This window comes from Dietzia papillomatosis NBRC 105045 (assembly GCF_001570845.1).
In the GTDB taxonomy this organism is placed as follows: domain Bacteria; phylum Actinomycetota; class Actinomycetes; order Mycobacteriales; family Mycobacteriaceae; genus Dietzia; species Dietzia cinnamea.
The window spans coordinates 1-16,058 of sequence record NZ_BCSL01000051.1; the positions used below are offsets into that span (position 1 = coordinate 1).

At 72.5% G+C, this 16,058-nt stretch carries 14 protein-coding genes; 4 read left to right on the forward strand and 10 right to left on the reverse strand.

The window, feature by feature from the left end; all coding sequences use genetic code 11:
* The 5 genes from DPA01S_RS14120 to ggt form a co-directional block, all read right to left on the reverse strand.
* A partial coding sequence (locus DPA01S_RS14120; protein ID WP_061229808.1) for an MBL fold metallo-hydrolase occupies window positions 1-842 on the reverse strand: 842 nt, incomplete at its 3' end.
* On the reverse strand, window positions 842-1,729 hold the full coding sequence (locus DPA01S_RS14125) for an ABC transporter ATP-binding protein (protein ID WP_061229806.1): 888 nt from the start codon (window positions 1,727-1,729) through the stop codon (window positions 842-844). The genes DPA01S_RS14125 and DPA01S_RS14120, both read right to left, overlap by 1 nt.
* Window positions 1,726-2,754 carry a FecCD family ABC transporter permease gene (locus DPA01S_RS14130; RefSeq protein ID WP_061917258.1) on the reverse strand — a complete coding sequence of 343 codons (1,029 nt, stop codon included), beginning with the start codon at window positions 2,752-2,754 and terminating at the stop codon, window positions 1,726-1,728. Before DPA01S_RS14130 ends, DPA01S_RS14125 begins: the two co-directional genes overlap by 4 nt.
* Complete coding sequence (locus DPA01S_RS14135) at window positions 2,751-3,665, reverse strand: ABC transporter substrate-binding protein (RefSeq protein WP_061917263.1); 915 nt, start codon at window positions 3,663-3,665, stop codon at window positions 2,751-2,753. Before DPA01S_RS14135 ends, DPA01S_RS14130 begins: the two co-directional genes overlap by 4 nt.
* Before the next feature lie 263 nt (window positions 3,666-3,928).
* Window positions 3,929-5,953: a gamma-glutamyltransferase gene (ggt, locus tag DPA01S_RS14140; protein WP_061917266.1), complete on the reverse strand. Its 2,025-nt coding sequence runs from the start codon at window positions 5,951-5,953 to the stop codon at window positions 3,929-3,931.
* A gap of 148 nt (window positions 5,954-6,101) precedes the next feature.
* Between ggt and DPA01S_RS14145 the strand changes: the two genes are divergently transcribed.
* Both DPA01S_RS14145 and DPA01S_RS14150 read left to right on the forward strand, forming a co-directional pair.
* On the forward strand, window positions 6,102-6,542 hold the full coding sequence (locus DPA01S_RS14145; protein ID WP_061917282.1) for a carboxymuconolactone decarboxylase family protein: 441 nt from the start codon (window positions 6,102-6,104) through the stop codon (window positions 6,540-6,542).
* 101 nt (window positions 6,543-6,643) lie between these two features.
* Window positions 6,644-8,278 carry a long-chain fatty acid--CoA ligase gene (locus tag DPA01S_RS14150; protein WP_061917269.1) on the forward strand — a complete coding sequence of 545 codons (1,635 nt, stop codon included), beginning with the start codon at window positions 6,644-6,646 and terminating at the stop codon, window positions 8,276-8,278.
* A gap of 363 nt (window positions 8,279-8,641) precedes the next feature.
* On the opposite strand, the gene DPA01S_RS14155 is transcribed toward DPA01S_RS14150, so the two are convergent.
* The 3 genes from DPA01S_RS14155 to DPA01S_RS14165 all read right to left on the reverse strand — a co-directional run bounded on the left by DPA01S_RS14155 (window position 8,642) and on the right by DPA01S_RS14165 (window position 12,637).
* Window positions 8,642-10,009 (reverse strand): cytochrome P450, encoded by a 1,368-nt coding sequence (locus DPA01S_RS14155; RefSeq protein WP_061917272.1) that lies wholly within the window; start codon window positions 10,007-10,009, stop codon window positions 8,642-8,644.
* 101 nt (window positions 10,010-10,110) lie between these two features.
* Window positions 10,111-11,772, reverse strand: coding sequence for an acyl-CoA dehydrogenase family protein (locus tag DPA01S_RS14160; protein WP_061229800.1), 1,662 nt, complete (start codon window positions 11,770-11,772; stop codon window positions 10,111-10,113).
* 40 nt (window positions 11,773-11,812) lie between these two features.
* Entirely contained in the window at window positions 11,813-12,637 is an 825-nt protein-coding gene (locus DPA01S_RS14165; RefSeq protein ID WP_061229799.1) for an acyl-CoA thioesterase, read from the reverse strand.
* A 140-nt stretch (window positions 12,638-12,777) separates the two neighbouring features.
* On the opposite strand from DPA01S_RS14165, the gene DPA01S_RS14170 reads away from it, so the two are divergent.
* Entirely contained in the window at window positions 12,778-13,101 is a 324-nt protein-coding gene (locus tag DPA01S_RS14170; RefSeq protein ID WP_007633082.1) for a hypothetical protein, read from the forward strand.
* 65 nt (window positions 13,102-13,166) lie between these two features.
* On the opposite strand, the gene DPA01S_RS14175 is transcribed toward DPA01S_RS14170, so the two are convergent.
* Both DPA01S_RS14175 and DPA01S_RS14180 read right to left on the reverse strand, forming a co-directional pair.
* On the reverse strand, window positions 13,167-14,003 hold the full coding sequence (locus tag DPA01S_RS14175) for an SDR family oxidoreductase (protein WP_061229798.1): 837 nt from the start codon (window positions 14,001-14,003) through the stop codon (window positions 13,167-13,169).
* A gap of 487 nt (window positions 14,004-14,490) precedes the next feature.
* Window positions 14,491-14,874, reverse strand: coding sequence for a hypothetical protein (locus DPA01S_RS14180; protein WP_061229797.1), 384 nt, complete (start codon window positions 14,872-14,874; stop codon window positions 14,491-14,493).
* 141 nt (window positions 14,875-15,015) lie between these two features.
* Between DPA01S_RS14180 and DPA01S_RS14185 the strand changes: the two genes are divergently transcribed.
* Window positions 15,016-16,058, forward strand: a 1,043-nt coding sequence (locus DPA01S_RS14185; RefSeq protein WP_061917279.1) for an alpha/beta hydrolase domain-containing protein, incomplete at its 3' end; no start/stop codon positions are given.

A 16,058-nucleotide genomic window follows, 5' to 3' on the forward strand; every position in this document is an offset into this window, starting at 1 on the left:
CGCGAGTCGAGGTCGCGGTCACCGGGAGTCCGCTGATCGCGACCGCAGCAGACCACCTCGCCGTCGACCCCGGCACGGGCGCCGAGGCCGTGCAGGCGCGCGGCCAGGACGTCGGGCGCCGGATTGTGATGCCCCAGGTGGACGGCGACCACCTCGGTCTCATCGACCACCGCGCCCACCCCGCGCAGCCGCGCGAGCAGGTCGGCGAACCGGGACAGGCCCAGGTGCACGGGGGAGAGCTCCTCGCGGTCGCCGAGGGTCTGTTCCATGAACACCGCGTCGTACCGGGCGTCACGGACCGCGGCGAACCAGTCCTCGTCCCACGGACCGGTGTCGGTGGCCCACAGCAGTCGCGCGCCGTCGGGCCCGGTGAGGTCGTAGAGCACGGCGTCGCCGTCGCGGAAGACACGGTGCCGGGCCGGCAGCACGCGCACGTCGTAGCCGCCCACGATGAGCCGGTCCCCGGCGACGACCGGGACGAACCGCACCGGGTCGTCCGGACCGACCCACGGACGGCACACCTCGAGCGCGTCGGCGGGACCGACCACCTCGAGCCCACCCGCCCCCGGGACCCACGAGCGGTAGAGCAACGCCTGCGGACCGAGATGGTCGGCGTGGGCGTGAGTGATGAGCAGATGCCTGACCGACGCCAGGGTGCGCCCGAGCCGCACCGCCGCGCCGGGGGCCTCCGGGCCGCAGTCGATCAGCAGCTCGTCGTCGACAAGCGCGCAGGTCTGGCCGCGCACCACGCCGAGCCGGCGCGCCTCGCCGCACGACGTGCACCGGCAGAACGGGTTGGGCCAGCCGTCGGCCGCGCCCGTGCCCAGCAGCACGACTTCCATCACGGCGCGCACTCCCCGGGCGTCCGGCGCCCGGGCGCGCCCTCCTCGCCGGGCCCCGCTCCCGCGCCGCGCAGGGGCAGCACCGCCGGGCCGTCGGGACGCTCCACGACCTCGACGCGCGCCCCGTACACCTGCGCCACCCGTTCGGCGGTGAGCACCTCCTCCGGCCGGCCGTCGGCCACGACGCGCCCGCCGTCCAGTAGCACCAGCCGCTCGCCGTAGTGCGCGGCCGAGGTGAGGTCGTGCATGGCCGCGACCACCGTCAGCCCGCTCTCGCGCCGCATCGAGTCGACCAGGTCCAGCACCTGCTGCTGGTGACCGATGTCGAGGGCGCTGGTGGGCTCGTCGAGCAGCAGCACCCGCGGCTCCTGCGCCAGCGAGCGACCGAGCACCACCCGCTGGAGCTCGCCGCCGGACAGGGTGGTCGCGGTGCGCGCGGCGAGGTCGCGCAGGTCGAGGCGGTCGATCACCCGGTCGACGACCTCGTGGTCGTGGGCGGTCTCCGTGCCGAAGCGGGAGATGTGCGGCGTGCGACCGAGGCGGATGAGCTCGCGCGCGGTGACGCCCTCCGGTACCACCGGGCGCTGCGGCATCATCGCCACCGTCCGCGCTACGCGGCGGCGCCCCGCGCGGCGCGGCGCGAACCCCTCGACCTCGACGCCCCCCGACGTCGGGACGAGACCCGCGAGTGCGAACAGCAGGGTGGTCTTACCGGAGCCGTTGGGGCCGACCAGCGACACCCAGGAACCCGCGGGAACCGACAGGTCGATGCCGTGCAGGACCGGCGTGCGGTCGCGGACGACGTGCAGGTCGCGGCAGGCCAGGGCGGGGTGGCGTGGTGCGGCCGGGCTCGAGGGGGCCCGGCGCGCGTGGTCGGCGGGGCTCATATCTGCCCCCGACTGCGGCGCAGGACCACGAGGAAGAACGGGGCGCCGATCGCGGCGGTGACCACGCCGATCGGCAGCTCGGCCGGGCTCATGGCGGTGCGCGCGATGACGTCGGCCAGCACGAGAAACGTCGCCCCGGCCAGCAGGGAGGTGGGCAGCAGCAGTCGGTGCCCGGGCCCTATGAGCATCCGCACCGCGTGCGGGATGACGATGCCCACGAACCCGATGAGGCCCGAGACCGACACGACCGCCGCCGTGCCGAGGGTGGCGACGCTGATGAGGATGAGACGCACCCGCGCCGGGGAGATGCCCATCGTGGCGGCCTCGACGTCGCCGACCGCCATGACGTCGAGCATGCGCCGGAACAGGGCGATCACCGCCACGGAGACCAGCACGTACGGCAGGACCGCCCGCACGTCGGTCCACCCGCTGGTGGTGAGGCGTCCGAGCATCCACGAGTACACCTGCCGAAGCGTGTCGTCGTGACGCTGCATGAAGAAGGTCTGGATGGCGCTCGCGAACGCGGCCACCGCGACGCCGGCGAGGATGATGACGACCTCGCTGCGCCCGCCGCCCACGCTGCGTCCCAGCGCGTACGTGGCCATCACGGCGATCATGCCGCCGGCGAACGCGGCCGGCGGCACCAGGCCCGAGCCCATCGCACCGCCCGCGACGATCGCCAGTGTCGCGCCCAGGCCGGCGCCGCTGGACACGCCCAGCAGGTATGGGTCGGCGAGCGGATTGCGGAACACGCCCTGGTAGGTGGCGCCCGCGATCGCCAGTGTCGCGCCGACGATCGCACCCAGAACGACGCGCGGGACCCGGATCTCCCACAGGATCACCTGCTGGCGCTCGGTGAGGCCGGAGTCCACCGCTAGGAGCGGCAGGCGGTCGAGCAGGTCGAGCAGCACCCCGCCGGCGGTGAGTCCGGCCGGGCCGATGAGGGTGCCCAGCAGCATCGCCGCTCCGAAGAGCAGCGTCGCCCCGCCCAGCACGAGGGCGTGGCGGGGCGACGGGCGGGTCACGGGGTGGGCTGGGGCGCGGGCTGGTCGGCGGGGATCTGCGCGACGATCGCGGCGACCTCGCGCATGAAGTCCACGATGCGCGGGCCCCAGCGGCTGGCCAGGTCCTCGTCCACCACGTGGACGCGGTCCTCGCGCACGGCGGTGAGCCCGTCCCAGCCGGGACGCTGCGCCACGGTCTCCGCGGTGACGCCGCAGCACTGCCCGTCGGCGAGGAAGATGAGGTCCGGGTCGGCCTCGAGTATGAGTTCCTCCGACAGCTGCGGGTAGGTGTCGTCGCCGGTGGCGATGGAGGTCAGGCCGAGCACGGAGTAGATCTCGCCGACGTAGGTCGCGTCGGTGACGGTGTAGTACGTGTCGTCCAGCTCGTGAAAGTACGTCAGCGGCGTCTCGCGCTCGGGCACCGAGGCGACGATCTCGTCGATCTCGCCCTGCATCCGCGACACCAGCTCGGCGGCCTCGCCGATGTTGCCGGTGGCCGCGCCCACCTGCTCGAGCTGGGTGTACGTGTCGTCGAGGGTCTGGGCGGCCGGCAGCTGGAGCACCTCGACGCCCGAGCGCTCGAGCCCGGCCACGACGTCGGCGTTGTCGTCGGTGAGCACCACGAGGTCGGGGGCGTAGCCCAGGATCGCTTCGAGGTTGGGCGTGTAGCCGGACAGGTCGGTGACCGGCGCGTCTTCCGGGAAGTCGGAGCGCTCGTCCACCGCCACCACCTGGTCGCCCGCGCCGACGGCGTAGAGCATCTCGGTGGTCGTGGGGCTCAGGGACACGATCGCCTGCGGCTCGTCGGCCGCCGCGCCGGTCTGGTCGGCGGGGGCGGAGTCTTCGCCATTGGAGCCGCTGCACGCGGTGGCGACGAGCGCGAGGGCGGCCAGCGGCGCGATCAACAGTGAGCGGGCTCGTGGGTGGGGCATGGCATCCTCCGCGGCTCGGAGGACGAGAACAGCTCGGGCCGCGGCGGTGGGGCCGCGGCACTCGACCGTTCTTCGTCCGAGGTCAGTACGTACGGCTACCGCGGCACGGGCCGACCTGACTCGCCCGTCCGGGGACGGGGTCACAGTTGCGGGACGGCGCCGGATCCACACCGACTTCCGCCGAGTCGCCGCGGGGCGCCCGGCGCAGGTGGCCGGACCTCTCGAGGGTAGCCGAGCAGGCGCCGCGGGCAGAAGCCGCCGCGTCACCCGCCCAGCACGATCCCCTCGCGCCGGGGGTCGGCGCCGCCGACGAGCGTGCCGTCGGACTGGCGCAGAATCGCCGAGAGGCCAGACGACTGCTCCTCGGTGGAGACCTCGTGGCCGCGCTCCGTGAGCCACCGGGTCAGCTCGGAGTCGTCGGTCACCGCCGGGTGTTCGCCGCCGATCGCGGTCTCGGGCGAGTTGATCGCCCCGAACGACGGGGAGCCCACGGCCTGCTGCGGGTCGAGTTCCCAGTCGAGCATGCCGACCAGCGTCTTGACGACGAACTGGATGATCCGCGACCCGCCGGGCGACCCGACGACCGCGCGCAGCTCACCGCGCGCGAGGGGCGTGCCGTCGAAGACCAGTGTCGGCGCCATGGACGAGCGCGGCCGCTTGCCGGGCTGGACCCGGTTGGCCTGCAGCTGCCCGGCATCGTCGCGCGGCTCGGCGGCGAAGTCGGTGAGCTGGTTGTTGAGCAAGAACCCCTCGACCATCTGGAAGGAGCCGAACGCGGACTCGATGGTCGTGGTGAGCGCGGCGGCGTTGCCCTGCGCGTCGACGATGCTGATGTGGGTGGTCCCGTGTTCGGGGCCGGTGAACACGCCGCGGGCGTCGAAGGGGAAGTCGCCGGGCTCGGCCTCGCCCATGGAGCGCTCGGTGTCGATGAGGCCGGCGCGTCCGGCGAGGTAGCCGGGTCGCAGCAGGGTCATCGCGGAGCCCAGCGGCGGTGGGACGAAGCGTGGGTCGGCGATGTAGACGTCGCGGTCGGCGTAGGCGAGCCGTTCGGCCTCGGTGACCAGGTGTACTGCCTCGGGGGCGGGCAGGCCGCCGTCGGGTCCGACGTCGGTCGGCGGGTACGCGGCGAGGTCGGACTCGGCGAGCATGGCCAGGGTCGAGGCGACGGCGGTGCCCCCCGAGGACGGTGGCGCCATGCCGCACACGGCGTGGTCGCGGTACGGGCTGCACACGGGGTCGCGCGTGACGGCCTCGTATCCGGCGAGGTCGTCGAGGGTCATGGCGCCGGGGGTGATGCCCTCGCGCTCGGTGCTGACCTGGTCGACGATCGCCTCGGCGATCGCGCCGGTGTAGAACGCGTCGGCGCCCTCGGTGGCCACGGCGGACAGGGTCTTGGCGTAGGCGGGGTTGGTGAGGCGCGTCCCGGCGGGTTTCCCGGTGTCGCCGTCGAGGAAGTACCCGGCGGCGTCGGGGTCGCGGGCCAGGTCCGCGGCGGAGGCGGCGATGGATTCGGCCAGGCGTGGGCTGATCTCGAAGCCGTCGTCGGCCAGCAGCACCGCGGGGTCGAACAGGTCGCGCCACTCGCGCTCGCCGTGGTCGGCGTGGGCCGTCTCGAGCAGGCGGAGGATGCCGGGCACGCCGATGGACCGCCCGCTGCGCCGCGCGTCGGGCTGCGGTGCGGCGGTGTCGTCGGGCGAGATGTGCCGGAGGTAGTCGACGGTGGCGGCGGCGGGCGCGGTCTCCCGGCCGTCGTACGTTTCGACCTGCCCGGACTCGGCGTCGTAGTGCACGAGGAATCCGCCGCCGCCAAGGCCGGAGGACTGCGGCTCGACCAGCCCGAGGACGGCCTGGGCGGTGACCAGGGCGTCGGCGGCGGTACCGCCGTCGGCGAGGACCTCGCACGCCGCCCGGGTCGACAGCGGGTGCGCGGTGGAGACCGAGTACGACGCGGTGGCGACGGGCCGCATCCCGGTGCGGAACCCGGTGGCGACCTCGGGGTTCAACGAGATGGGCCCCTCGGGGCCGGCCTGGCCGTCGGCGGTGCGGGCCACGGGCGTGCCGCCGCCGTCCTGCGCGCACGGCGCCGTGTCCTGGACCGGGAGGGGCTCGCCGCCGAGCGTGCCGGGACGCGCGGAGGTGGTGCGGTCCGGGGGCGACGACGACGAGGTGGCCGTCGCGTCCTCCTCGGCCCCTCCGGGCTCGGTCGAGCAGGCCGACAGCGCCAGGACGGGCGCGAGTCCGAGCGCGAGGACCGCGCGTGCGATCCGTCGGGTTGTCCGAGAGTGCATGGCGGGCCGCCTTCCCGAGCCGGATACCTGTCCCCAGAGTGCTCCGCCGGCGGGGCGGGCGTGGCGCTTTCGGCGGAGACGGGACAGGGGAGGATGGTCGGTGCCTCACGAGGCACTGACGGATGACGCCCAGTGGAAGGACCAGCAGATGACGACGACGAGTTCCGCCGACAACGGGCCAGCGGCCCGGGACCTGCGCGAGCAGGGATTCGCGACCAGGCGGGAGGTGATGGGGGACGCCTTCGTCGACCGGGCGATGGACCGGGCGGCCGGGACGGCGTCGGAGGCCATCCAGTACGTGGTCACCGAGAACGTGTGGGGCAACATCTGGGACCGGCCGGGCCTGGGTCGGCGGGACAGGAGTCTGCTCAACATCGGCATGCTGGTGGCGCTGCGCGCGAACGCCGAGCTGGCCGGCCACGTCCGCGGGGGCCTGACCAACGGGCTGACGCGGGAGGAGATCACCGAGGCCGTCATCCACGCCTCGGGGTACTGCGGGGCGCCCGCCGCCCTGTCGGCGATGAAGACGGTCCAGGAGGTGTTCGACGCCCTCGACGCCGAAGCGGGCGATTCCCCCCTGAGCGGATAGGTCGGAAGGGGTCGGGAGTAGTCTCGACCTTCAGAGTGATCTACGGCATACCCACGCGTCCCCTCAGGTCACGCACGCCCCGCGAGTAAGGAGTCCCGCCCATGCGCAGCACGATGATGCCGGAGCAGCTGAACATCAGCACGATCCTGCAGTTCGGTTCGACCGTCCACGCCGATGCCGTGGTCACCACCTGGACCGCGGAGGGGCCGCGCAAGCTCTCGTTCGGCGATCTCGGCAAGCGCGCTGCGCAGCTGGCCCACGCCCTGCGGTCGCTGGGGATCGACGGTGACCAGCGGGTCGCCACCTTCCAGTGGAACAACTCCGAGCACCTGGAGGCCTACCTGGCCATCCCGTCGATGGGCGCGGTGCTGCACCCGCTCAACATCCGGCTTTTCCCGGACCAGCTCGAGTTCGTGGCCAACCACGCCGAGGACAAGGTCGTCATCGTCGACCCGAGCCTGATCCCGCTGCTGCAGCCGCTCCTGCCCCGCTTCTCGACGGTCGAGCACGTGATCGTGACCGGTGGTGGCGCCGCGAGCCTGGAGGCTCCCGAGGGCGTGCAGGTGCACGACTACGAGGCGCTCCTGGCCGCGCAGCCCACGGAGTTCGAGTGGCCGGAGGTCGACGAGAACTCAGCCGCCGCGATGGCCTACACCTCGGGCACGACCGGCGACCCGAAGGGCGTCGTCTACTCGCACCGCTCGATCTACCTGCACTCGATGCAGGTGTGCATGTCCGACGGCATGGACATCTCGGTGGATGACAACGTCCTGGCGATCGTCCCGATGTTCCACGCCATGTCGTGGGGCCTGCCGTACGCCGCGTTCATGGTGGGCGCCTCGCTGCTCATGCCGGAGCGGTTCCTGCAGCCCGAGCCGCTCGCCGCGATGATCGCCTCCGAGCGTCCCACGCTGGCCGCCGCCGTGCCGACCATCTGGATGGCCTTGGATGCCTACAGCGTGGACCACCCCGTGGACATGTCGAGCTTCCGCGCCGTGGTGGTGGGCGGCAGCTCCTGCCCGCCGGAGTTGATCCGTAAGTTCAAGGAGCGCTACGGGATCAACATCATCCACGCCTGGGGGATGACCGAGACCTCGCCCATCGGCACGCTGTCGCGGCCCAAGGCGGAGCTGCCGGAGGAGAAGCAGTTCCAGCTGCGGACCACCCAGGGTCGTTTCCTCGCGGGCGTCAAGGCGCGGATCGTCGACGACGCCGGCAACGAGTTGCCGTGGGACGGCGAGTCTGTGGGCGAGCTGCAGGTCCGCGGCCCGTGGATCACCGGAAGCTACTACAAGGTCGACAACTCGGACTCGTTCGATGACGGCTGGCTGCGCACCGGCGACGTGGGTTACGTGCGGCCCGAGGGCTTCCTCCAGCTGACCGACCGCGCCAAGGACATCATCAAGTCCGGCGGCGAGTGGATCTCCTCGGTCGAGGTGGAGAACTACCTGCTCGAGCACCCGGCCGTGGCCGAGGCGGCCGTTGTCGGTGTGCCGGATCCCAAGTGGGACGAGCGCCCGCTGGCCGCGATCGTCGTCAAGGAGGGCATCCCCGATCCGGACGTCGAGGAGCTCCGCGCGCACCTGGCACAGCGGATGGCCAAGTGGCAGGTGCCGGAGCGCTTCGCCTTTGTCGACGAGATCCCCAAGACCTCGGTCGGCAAGCTGGACAAGAAGCGCATCCGCGCCTCGCATTCGGAGGGCGAGCTCGAGGTGATCAACGCCCTCGAGAACTGACCGCCGCCCCGCCGCCCCACCGCCCGGGTCCTCCGCCCCGCCGCCCGAGTCCGCCGGGCATGGCCGCCGGGCGGCGGTTCGCCCATCGAAAAGACGGTTCCGCACGCGCCCACTCGGCCGACGCGGGCGGAACCGTCTTCTCGTCTGACAGCGGGGCTGCCGGCCGCCCGCCCGGCGCTCAGCTCACCTATCGGATCTCTCGCCACCTACCAGATCCCCACGCCGCCTATCGCGATCTGCGCCACCTAGCGGATCCGGTAGGCGCCGCGGAATCGGATAGGTGGCGCCGGCGCGGGCGACTCTAGCTGCGCATATGCCCGCGCCCGCACCCGGAGCAGGTGCGGGCGGGTGGGCGGCGGCGGGTCAGGCGTGGACGCGCGAGAGCGGGCGCAGCGACACGGGCAGCCCGTCGCCGGGGTAGGGCAGCGAGTCGTTCTTCATGGGCGGGGAGTAGTCCAGCGGCACCGACCACTCGAAGTGGCGCAGCAGCGCGCTCAGCACGAGCTTCGACTCGAGGTTGGCGAAGATCATGCCGAGGCACTTGTGCACACCTCCGCCGAAGGGCTCCCACGCGAAGCGGTGCGACTTGTCCTCCCGCCGCTCCTCGGAGAACCGCTCCGGGTCGAAGATCTCCGGATCCGTCCAGTACTCGGGCATGTGGTGCGAGTACAGCGGCATCACCGAGATGAGCCGGCCGGCCGGGATCTCCACCCCCAGGATCTCGGTGTCCTTGACCGTCTTGCGGGCCAGCACCGGAACCGGCGGGTGCAGACGCAACGTCTCCTTCATCACCAGCGCGAGGTCAGGCAGCTCCTCCAGCTCGGCCAGGCTCGGGTTCGGGCCCAGCGCCAGGCACTGCCGACGCAGCCGCTCCTGCCATTCCACGTCGCGGCCGAGCTCGTAGACCATGGACGTCACCGTGCTGGTCGTGGTGTCATGCGCGGCCATCAGCAGGAAGATCATCTGGTTGATGATGTCGTCGTCGTCGATCCCGCCGGAGGCGTCCGCCACCTGACACAGCGCGGAGAACAGGTCCTCTCCCGGATTCGCGCGGCGGGCCGGAAGATGGCGGCGGAGGAACTCCTCCAGCAGCCGGCGGCCGCGGGTGGCGCGGCCCCACTTGGTGAACGGCACCGGGGCCGTCGACCGGACGTACCCGTTGGCCGCCTGCACGCAGTCGACGAAAGCCGTGTTCACACGGTCGATCTCGCCGGGAACGGCGTACTCGGCGCCGCCCATGAACACGTCGGTCGCCAGGTCGAGCGTGTGCGACTTGAGTGCGGGGTAGATCCGGAACGCCCGGTCCGGCGACCAGGACGCGATTCCCGCGTCGACGAGCGGCGCGAGCGTCCGCGTGTAGCCCTCGAGCCGGGGGCGGGTGAACGCCTCCTGCATGATCTGCCGGTAGTGCTTGTGCTCCTCGAAGTCGAGCAGCATCAGCCCGCGATTGAAGAACGGCCCCACCAGGTATCCCCAGCCCGGGCCGCTGGCGAACGCCTTGTCGCCGTTCTGCAGAGCGGCCTGGCACGCGTCGGGGCCGATGAGCGCGGTCCTGGTCCGGCCGAGGAGGTTGAGATCGGAGACCGGGCCGTGGTCGCGATAGCGACGGGCCATCGCGGACAGTGGGTCGTGCACATATTCCAGCGTCTTGCCCAGCACCGGCAGGTGGGAGCGCAGCGGCGCGGGCCCGGGACGGAAGACCTTCTCGCGCGGCTCACCGGAAATTGACATACAGCACCTCGTTGTGGGGATGCCCCCAGTGTGTGACACGGCTCACGTGCTGTCACGCGATTTCCGAAACCGGCGGTGTCGTTTCTCTGCCGCGCGCCGGGTCAGGCCCTCTCGACCAGTGCGCGGATGTCCACACCGTCGGGCAGGGCGCCGTACTCGGCCGAGCGGTCGTCGCCGAGGCGGGCCAGGCAGAACGCCTCCGCGACCGGGGCCGGGGCGTGGGCGAGCAGGACCGCGGCCTGCTGGGCCAGCGCCATCGACTCGACCAGCCGTCGCGCGATCCCGGGCGCCGCGCCCGGGTCGGCGGCGGCCCGGCTCACGAGCCCGCGCACCCGCTCGACGTGCCGGTCGTACAGCTCGTGACCGCCCAGCTGCGCGGACAGCTCGGCATCGAACGCCGCTACCGACTCCGGTTCCCGGGTCATGGCCCGCAGCACGTCCAGGGCGATGACGTTGCCCGAGCCCTCCCACACCGCCAGCACCGGCTGCTCCCGGTAGCGGCGCGCGAGTGGGAACGCCTCGGTGTAGCCGTTGCCGCCGAGGCACTCCAGCGACTCGTAGGCGTGGTTCGGCCCGCGCTTGCAGACCCAGTACTTCGCCACCGCGGTGGCCAGCCGACGGTAGGGGGCGAATTCCTCGTCGTCGTACGCCGACGCCAACCTCAAGGCCGTCCACGTCGCGGCCTCGGACTCGAGCTGCAGGTCGGCCAGGACGGCCGCCATCGCGGGCTGGTCGACGAGTGTCGCGCCGAACGCCGCCCGGTGCCGGGCGTGCCACGCGGCCTCGGCCACGCCCTGCCGCATTCCCGCCGCGGCGCCGAGCACACAGTCCAGCCGGGTGCGGCCGACCATCTCGATGATCGTGCGCACGCCGCGACCGGGCTCGCCGACCATCCAGCCGAGCGTCCCGTCGAACTCCACCTCGGAGGAGGCGTTGGACTTGTTGCCGAGCTTGTCCTTGAGCCGCTGCACGAGGAACGGGTTGCGCTCGCCGCCCGGCAGCACGCGCGGGACGAGGAAGCAGCTCAGCCCCTCCGGAGCCTGCGCCAGCACGAGGAACGCGTCCGACTGCGGCGCCGAGCAGAACCACTTGTGGCCCCGCAGGACATGGCAGCCCGAGTCGCCCGCGCCCACGGAGCCGCCGGCGGTGACGGGTTCGGCGGTCGTGGTGTTGGCGCGGACGTCCGAGCCGCCCTGCTTCTCGGTCATCGCCATCCCGAACAGCACGCCCGACTTGGTGGCGGGGTCGCGCAGCTCCGGGTCGTAGACGCGGGAGAGCAGCGCGGGCTCCCATTCGGCGGCCAGCTCCGGGCTCAGGCGCAACGACGGAACCACGGCGTGGGTCATGGACAGCGGGCACCCGTGCCCGGCCTCGACCTGCGAGACCAGCATGAACCCGGCGGCCCGCTCGACGTTCGCGCCCTGCCCGGGGTCGGCCCACGCCGAGGTGTGCAGTCCGTGGGCCACCGAGTACTCCATGATGCGGTGGTAGGCGGGGTGGAACTCGATCTCGTCGACGCGGTTGCCCCACCGGTCGTGCGAGTGGTGCACGGGCGGGCGGGTGTTGGCGAGCTCGGCGTCGTGTTGGTACTGCGCGGTGCCGACGTGGCGGCCGATCTCGTGGAACCCCTCGATCCGCGCGTGCGGGGAGAAGGTCGCCACCGCGTCCTGCAGCGCCGGGTTGAGGGCGAACTCGTCCACGTCGACCCGCGGCGGAGCCTGGTTGAGGACCTCGTGGGTGGAATGGTTTCGGGTCGCCGACATGGGCCGTCCTAACTCTTGAAGTACTGAGCTCCTGAAGTACTCAGCCTTTGAAATACATAAGCTGCGTGCCCGTCGCCAGCAGCGTCCCGTCGCGACCCCACAGGCGCGCGGCCTCGTCGTGGTAGTTGCCGTGGAAGCGGTGCGAGTGCACGCTGCCCAGCAGGAAGTCGGTGCCCTGGGCGGCGATCTCGTCGGCGGTGGCCAGGAAGTGGATCGTCAGCGTCACCGTGCCCGCGGGGACCGGCCGACCGAGCCGCAGGAATGCGCGCGGGAAGAACGAATCGCACATGGCCGTCAGCGCGAGATGGTCGAGACCGCGGGCCGGGGCGTCGCGGATCCACATCGTCGTCGTCGACCCCGGGCTCTCCTCGCCCGCCGCGACGGCCTCCCATCCCCCCTCGACGAACCGCATGTCGTAGTTCTCCACCCACTTCACGCCGCGGTCGGCGCCGGCGGAGGGCAGCTCCTCCGGAGCGGGTACGGCGGGCGCGGCGGCCTCGGTCTCCGACCACGTCTCCCGCCGCAGCCCGGTGATGGCCGTGGCGGTGGTGACCACGTCGTCGCCCTGGCGCATCTCGATCCACCAGTGCTGGTTGGAGCGGTTGGTGCGGGCGGGGCGCGCCTCGATGAGGAACTCGCCGTCGGCGACGGGCCCGGCGTAGTTGAGGGTCAGCGCGAGCGGGTCGCCGTGCCGCTCGGGGTGCTGCAGGACCGCGGCCAGCATCGTCGCCGCCGTGGTGCCGCCGAACGGGCCGACCATGTTGGCGTACGCCTCGTGCGTGCGGCCGCGGTAGAGGTTCTCGCCGAGCGGCTCCAGCGCCACCACCTCATCGAGCACGTGCGTGGCGGTGTCCTGACTGGTCACGGGGCCTCCTGTGGGGCGGGCGGGGCGTCGCCGCCGGGGGCGCGTGCGGGCGGCGTTGGGCTCACCGTACCGAGAGATACGGCGACGACGACGAGGAACGCCCGTCCCGCCCACGTGGGCGTCGGCCATAGGATCGGGTCATGCCGATGATCGATGTGAAGAGTCCTGAGTCCGTCTCCACCGCCGCCGTCGTGGCCACCGGGCTGCTCGGCGGGTGGTTGACCGCCCGTGAGACGGGGATCCGTCCGCTCGGTGGGGTCGTGCTGGCGGCGGCCGGCGTCTGGGCCGGTCGCTCGTGGGCGGCCAAGACCGACGTGCCCACCACGGTGGGCCTGTCGGCGCTGTACGTGGCGGCGTTCGGCGCCTCGCACCCGCTGGCCAAGAAGATGGGCTCGTGGCCGGCGGTGCTCACGGTGACGGCGGCGGCGTCGGGCGCGGCCTACGCGCTCGCCGACGCGAAGTAGCGGCCGGCCGTCTGTCGGCACGCTGCGCGGCTCCGGCGCGGCCTCAGAGCGCGCCGCCACCGGGCTCAGGCGTCGAGGAAGATGTCGAGCTCCAGCTCCTCGAGGGGGCCGCCGTAGACGGAGAAGTCGGTGACGCCCTCCTCGGTGAGGACGTCGTCGTCGATGAAGAAGTTGCCCGTACACTCGCGGGGGTCGCGCGTGAGGACCGCGTGCGCGGCGTCGGCCATGATCTCCGGCGTGCGGCTGCGCGCGACCATCTCCTCGCCGCCGAGCAGGTTGGCCACGGCGGCGGTGGCGATGGTGGTGCGCGGCCACAGGCTGTTGGCCGCGATCCCGCGTCCCTTGAGCTCCTCGGCCAGGCCCAACGTCACCAGGCTCATGCCGTACTTGGCGATCGTGTAGCCGAGGAAGCTGCCCGCCCACTTGGGATTGAGATTGAGCGGCGGGGACAGCGTGAGGATGTGGGCGGCGTCCGAGGCCTCCAGGTGCGGCAGCGCCGTCTTGGACAGCAGGAACGAGCCGCGGCAGTTGATGTCCTGCATGAGGTCGTACTTCTTCATGGCCAGGTCAGGGGTCGGTGACAGGTCGATCGCGCTGGCGTTGTTGACCACGATGTCGATCCCGCCGAACGCCTCGACCGTCCTGTCGACGGCCTCCTGCACCGAGTCCTCGTTCCGAACGTCGCCCACCACGGCCAGGGCCTTCCCTCCCGCCTCCTCGATCTGGGCCGCGGCGGTGTGCACGGTGCCCTCGAGCTTCGGGTGGGGAGTGTCGGTCTTGGCGAGCATCGCGATGTTCGCACCGTCGCGGGCGGCGCGCAGGGCGATGGCCAGGCCGATGCCGCGGCTGCCGCCCGACATCAGCAGGGTCTTTCCGGCCAGGGTGCGAGTGGAGTCCGTCATGGGCACGATCCTCTCCGATAACCGCCGACCGCGGGGCGGGTATCGGCGACCGATCGCCCACTTGACGCGCCCCGTAGCATAAAAATGACCTCACAAACGGGTGTGGTTCCGACCGTGCAGGAGAGGCGCGATGACCGGTCGCCCCGAACTCACGGCTTCCAGGACGCTGATCACTGTTCTGGCGGCCGCCCTCGCCGTGCTCGTGGTCGGGGTGGGCGTGGTCGCCCTGGTCCGCAGCAGTGGGTCCGGGTCGGAGACACCGGCCGTCGAGGTCTCGCCCTCGGCTGCCGGGAGTGGCTTCTCCCCGGATGTCCTGGATCGTCCCGCGGCCCTCCGGTCCCGAGGGCGCCGGGGTGCTGGAGGTGACGGGGCCGGAGTGCGATTCCGCGGTGATCAACGCCGACCTGCTGTTCCCGAACAGCGGTGCGCGGATCATCGACTGCCAGGCAGGCTGGGCCGTCATGGCCAGCGCCGTGTCGGGTGATCCCTACTGGGTGGCGTACTCGGACGGCAGGTGGCGACGGGCCCCAGACGTGTCGATCCACCTGGGGACCTGCCCGGCCGAGGCGATCGCCAAGGGTGCGCCGGCGTGGATGGCGCAGAAGCACCTGACCAGCTGTGCACCGTCCGAGCGGCCGGGCCCGGCGGCGCCGACGCCCACACCGTCGCCCGCGCGGACGTCGGCGGCCACGCTCTCGGCCGGGCCCCCCGCCACGCCCACCCGGACCAGTTCGCGGACCCGGGCCCCGGTCGAGGACGCCGCGGCGCCGGCGACGAGTTCGCGGCAGACCAGTGTCGTCACGTCGACGTCCCCGCCGACCAGCGTCGTCACGACGTCGCCCTCGTCGACCGCTGAGTCGACCCCGTCCACGGCGGCGGATGACGCTCCCGGTCCGGACGGGCAGTAGCGACGGGGGTCAGCTCTCGCCGACCCCCGGAGGCCCGGCGGGGGCCTCACTCCGGGTCGCGGAAACGTGTTCCAGGCGCGTCAGGGGCGGGCAGAATTGAGGCCATGCAGCCAGCGCAGTCGCCGACGTTCACCGAACTCACCGAGGGCCGGGCCGTGCCGCCCATGGCCGCCCGCCCAGGCCCGGACCTCCCCGCCGCGGGGTTCATCGAGTCCGAGTGGTCGTGTGCGGGCGAGGCGGTGTCGTACTCGGTCGGCGAGCTGCCCACCGATGGCCGGGTCACGCTCGCCGAGGCCGACTCCCAGCCCTACTGCACCCGCGTGTTGGTCCGCCGCCCGTCCGCCGAACGGTTCAGCGGCGTGGTGCTGGTGGAGTGGCTCAACGTCAGCGGTGGCCAGGACGCCGCGCCCGAGTACACCTACCTCGCGGAGGAGATCGTGCGCGCCGGCCACGCGTGGGTCGGGGTGTCGGCGCAGTTCATCGCCGTCGAGGGCGGCGACGCGGCCGTGGGGATGGGCGGCCAGACCGGAGGCCTGCGCGCTCAGCGCGAGGGGCGGTACGGCGACCTGCACCATCCCGGTGACGCGTACGCCTACGACATCGTCACCCAGGTCGGCCGTTACTGCCGCGCGGCGGGCGGGTCGCGAGAGGGCGGGGCCCCGCTCGACGTCGGACCGCTGGCCGGGCTCGCTCCGGAGACGGTGATCGCGATCGGGGAGTCGCAGTCGGCCATCGCACTGACCTCCTACATCGACGGCGTGCACCCGCTGGTCGGCGTGTTCGACGGGTTCCTGCTGCACAGCCGCGGCGGCGGGGCCCTGCCGTTCGGCGACCGCGGCCGCGCGGCCGGCATCGCCGCCGCCGTCTCGTCGCAGACCCTGCGCTTGCGCGATGACCTCGACGCGCCCGTCCTGGTAGTGCAGGCCGAGGGCGACCTCGGTGGCCTGCTCGACTCGGCTCGCGCCCGCCAGCCCGACTCCGACAAGATCGTCACCTGGGAGATCGCCGGCCAGGCCCACGCGGACGCCTACCAGTTGGGCGAGCTCGCGGGGATGGTCGACTGCGGCGGCGCGATCAACAGCGGCCAGCAGGTGTTCGTGTGCCGGGCCGCGCTGCGCCACCTCATCACGTGGATCGGCGGGGGAGC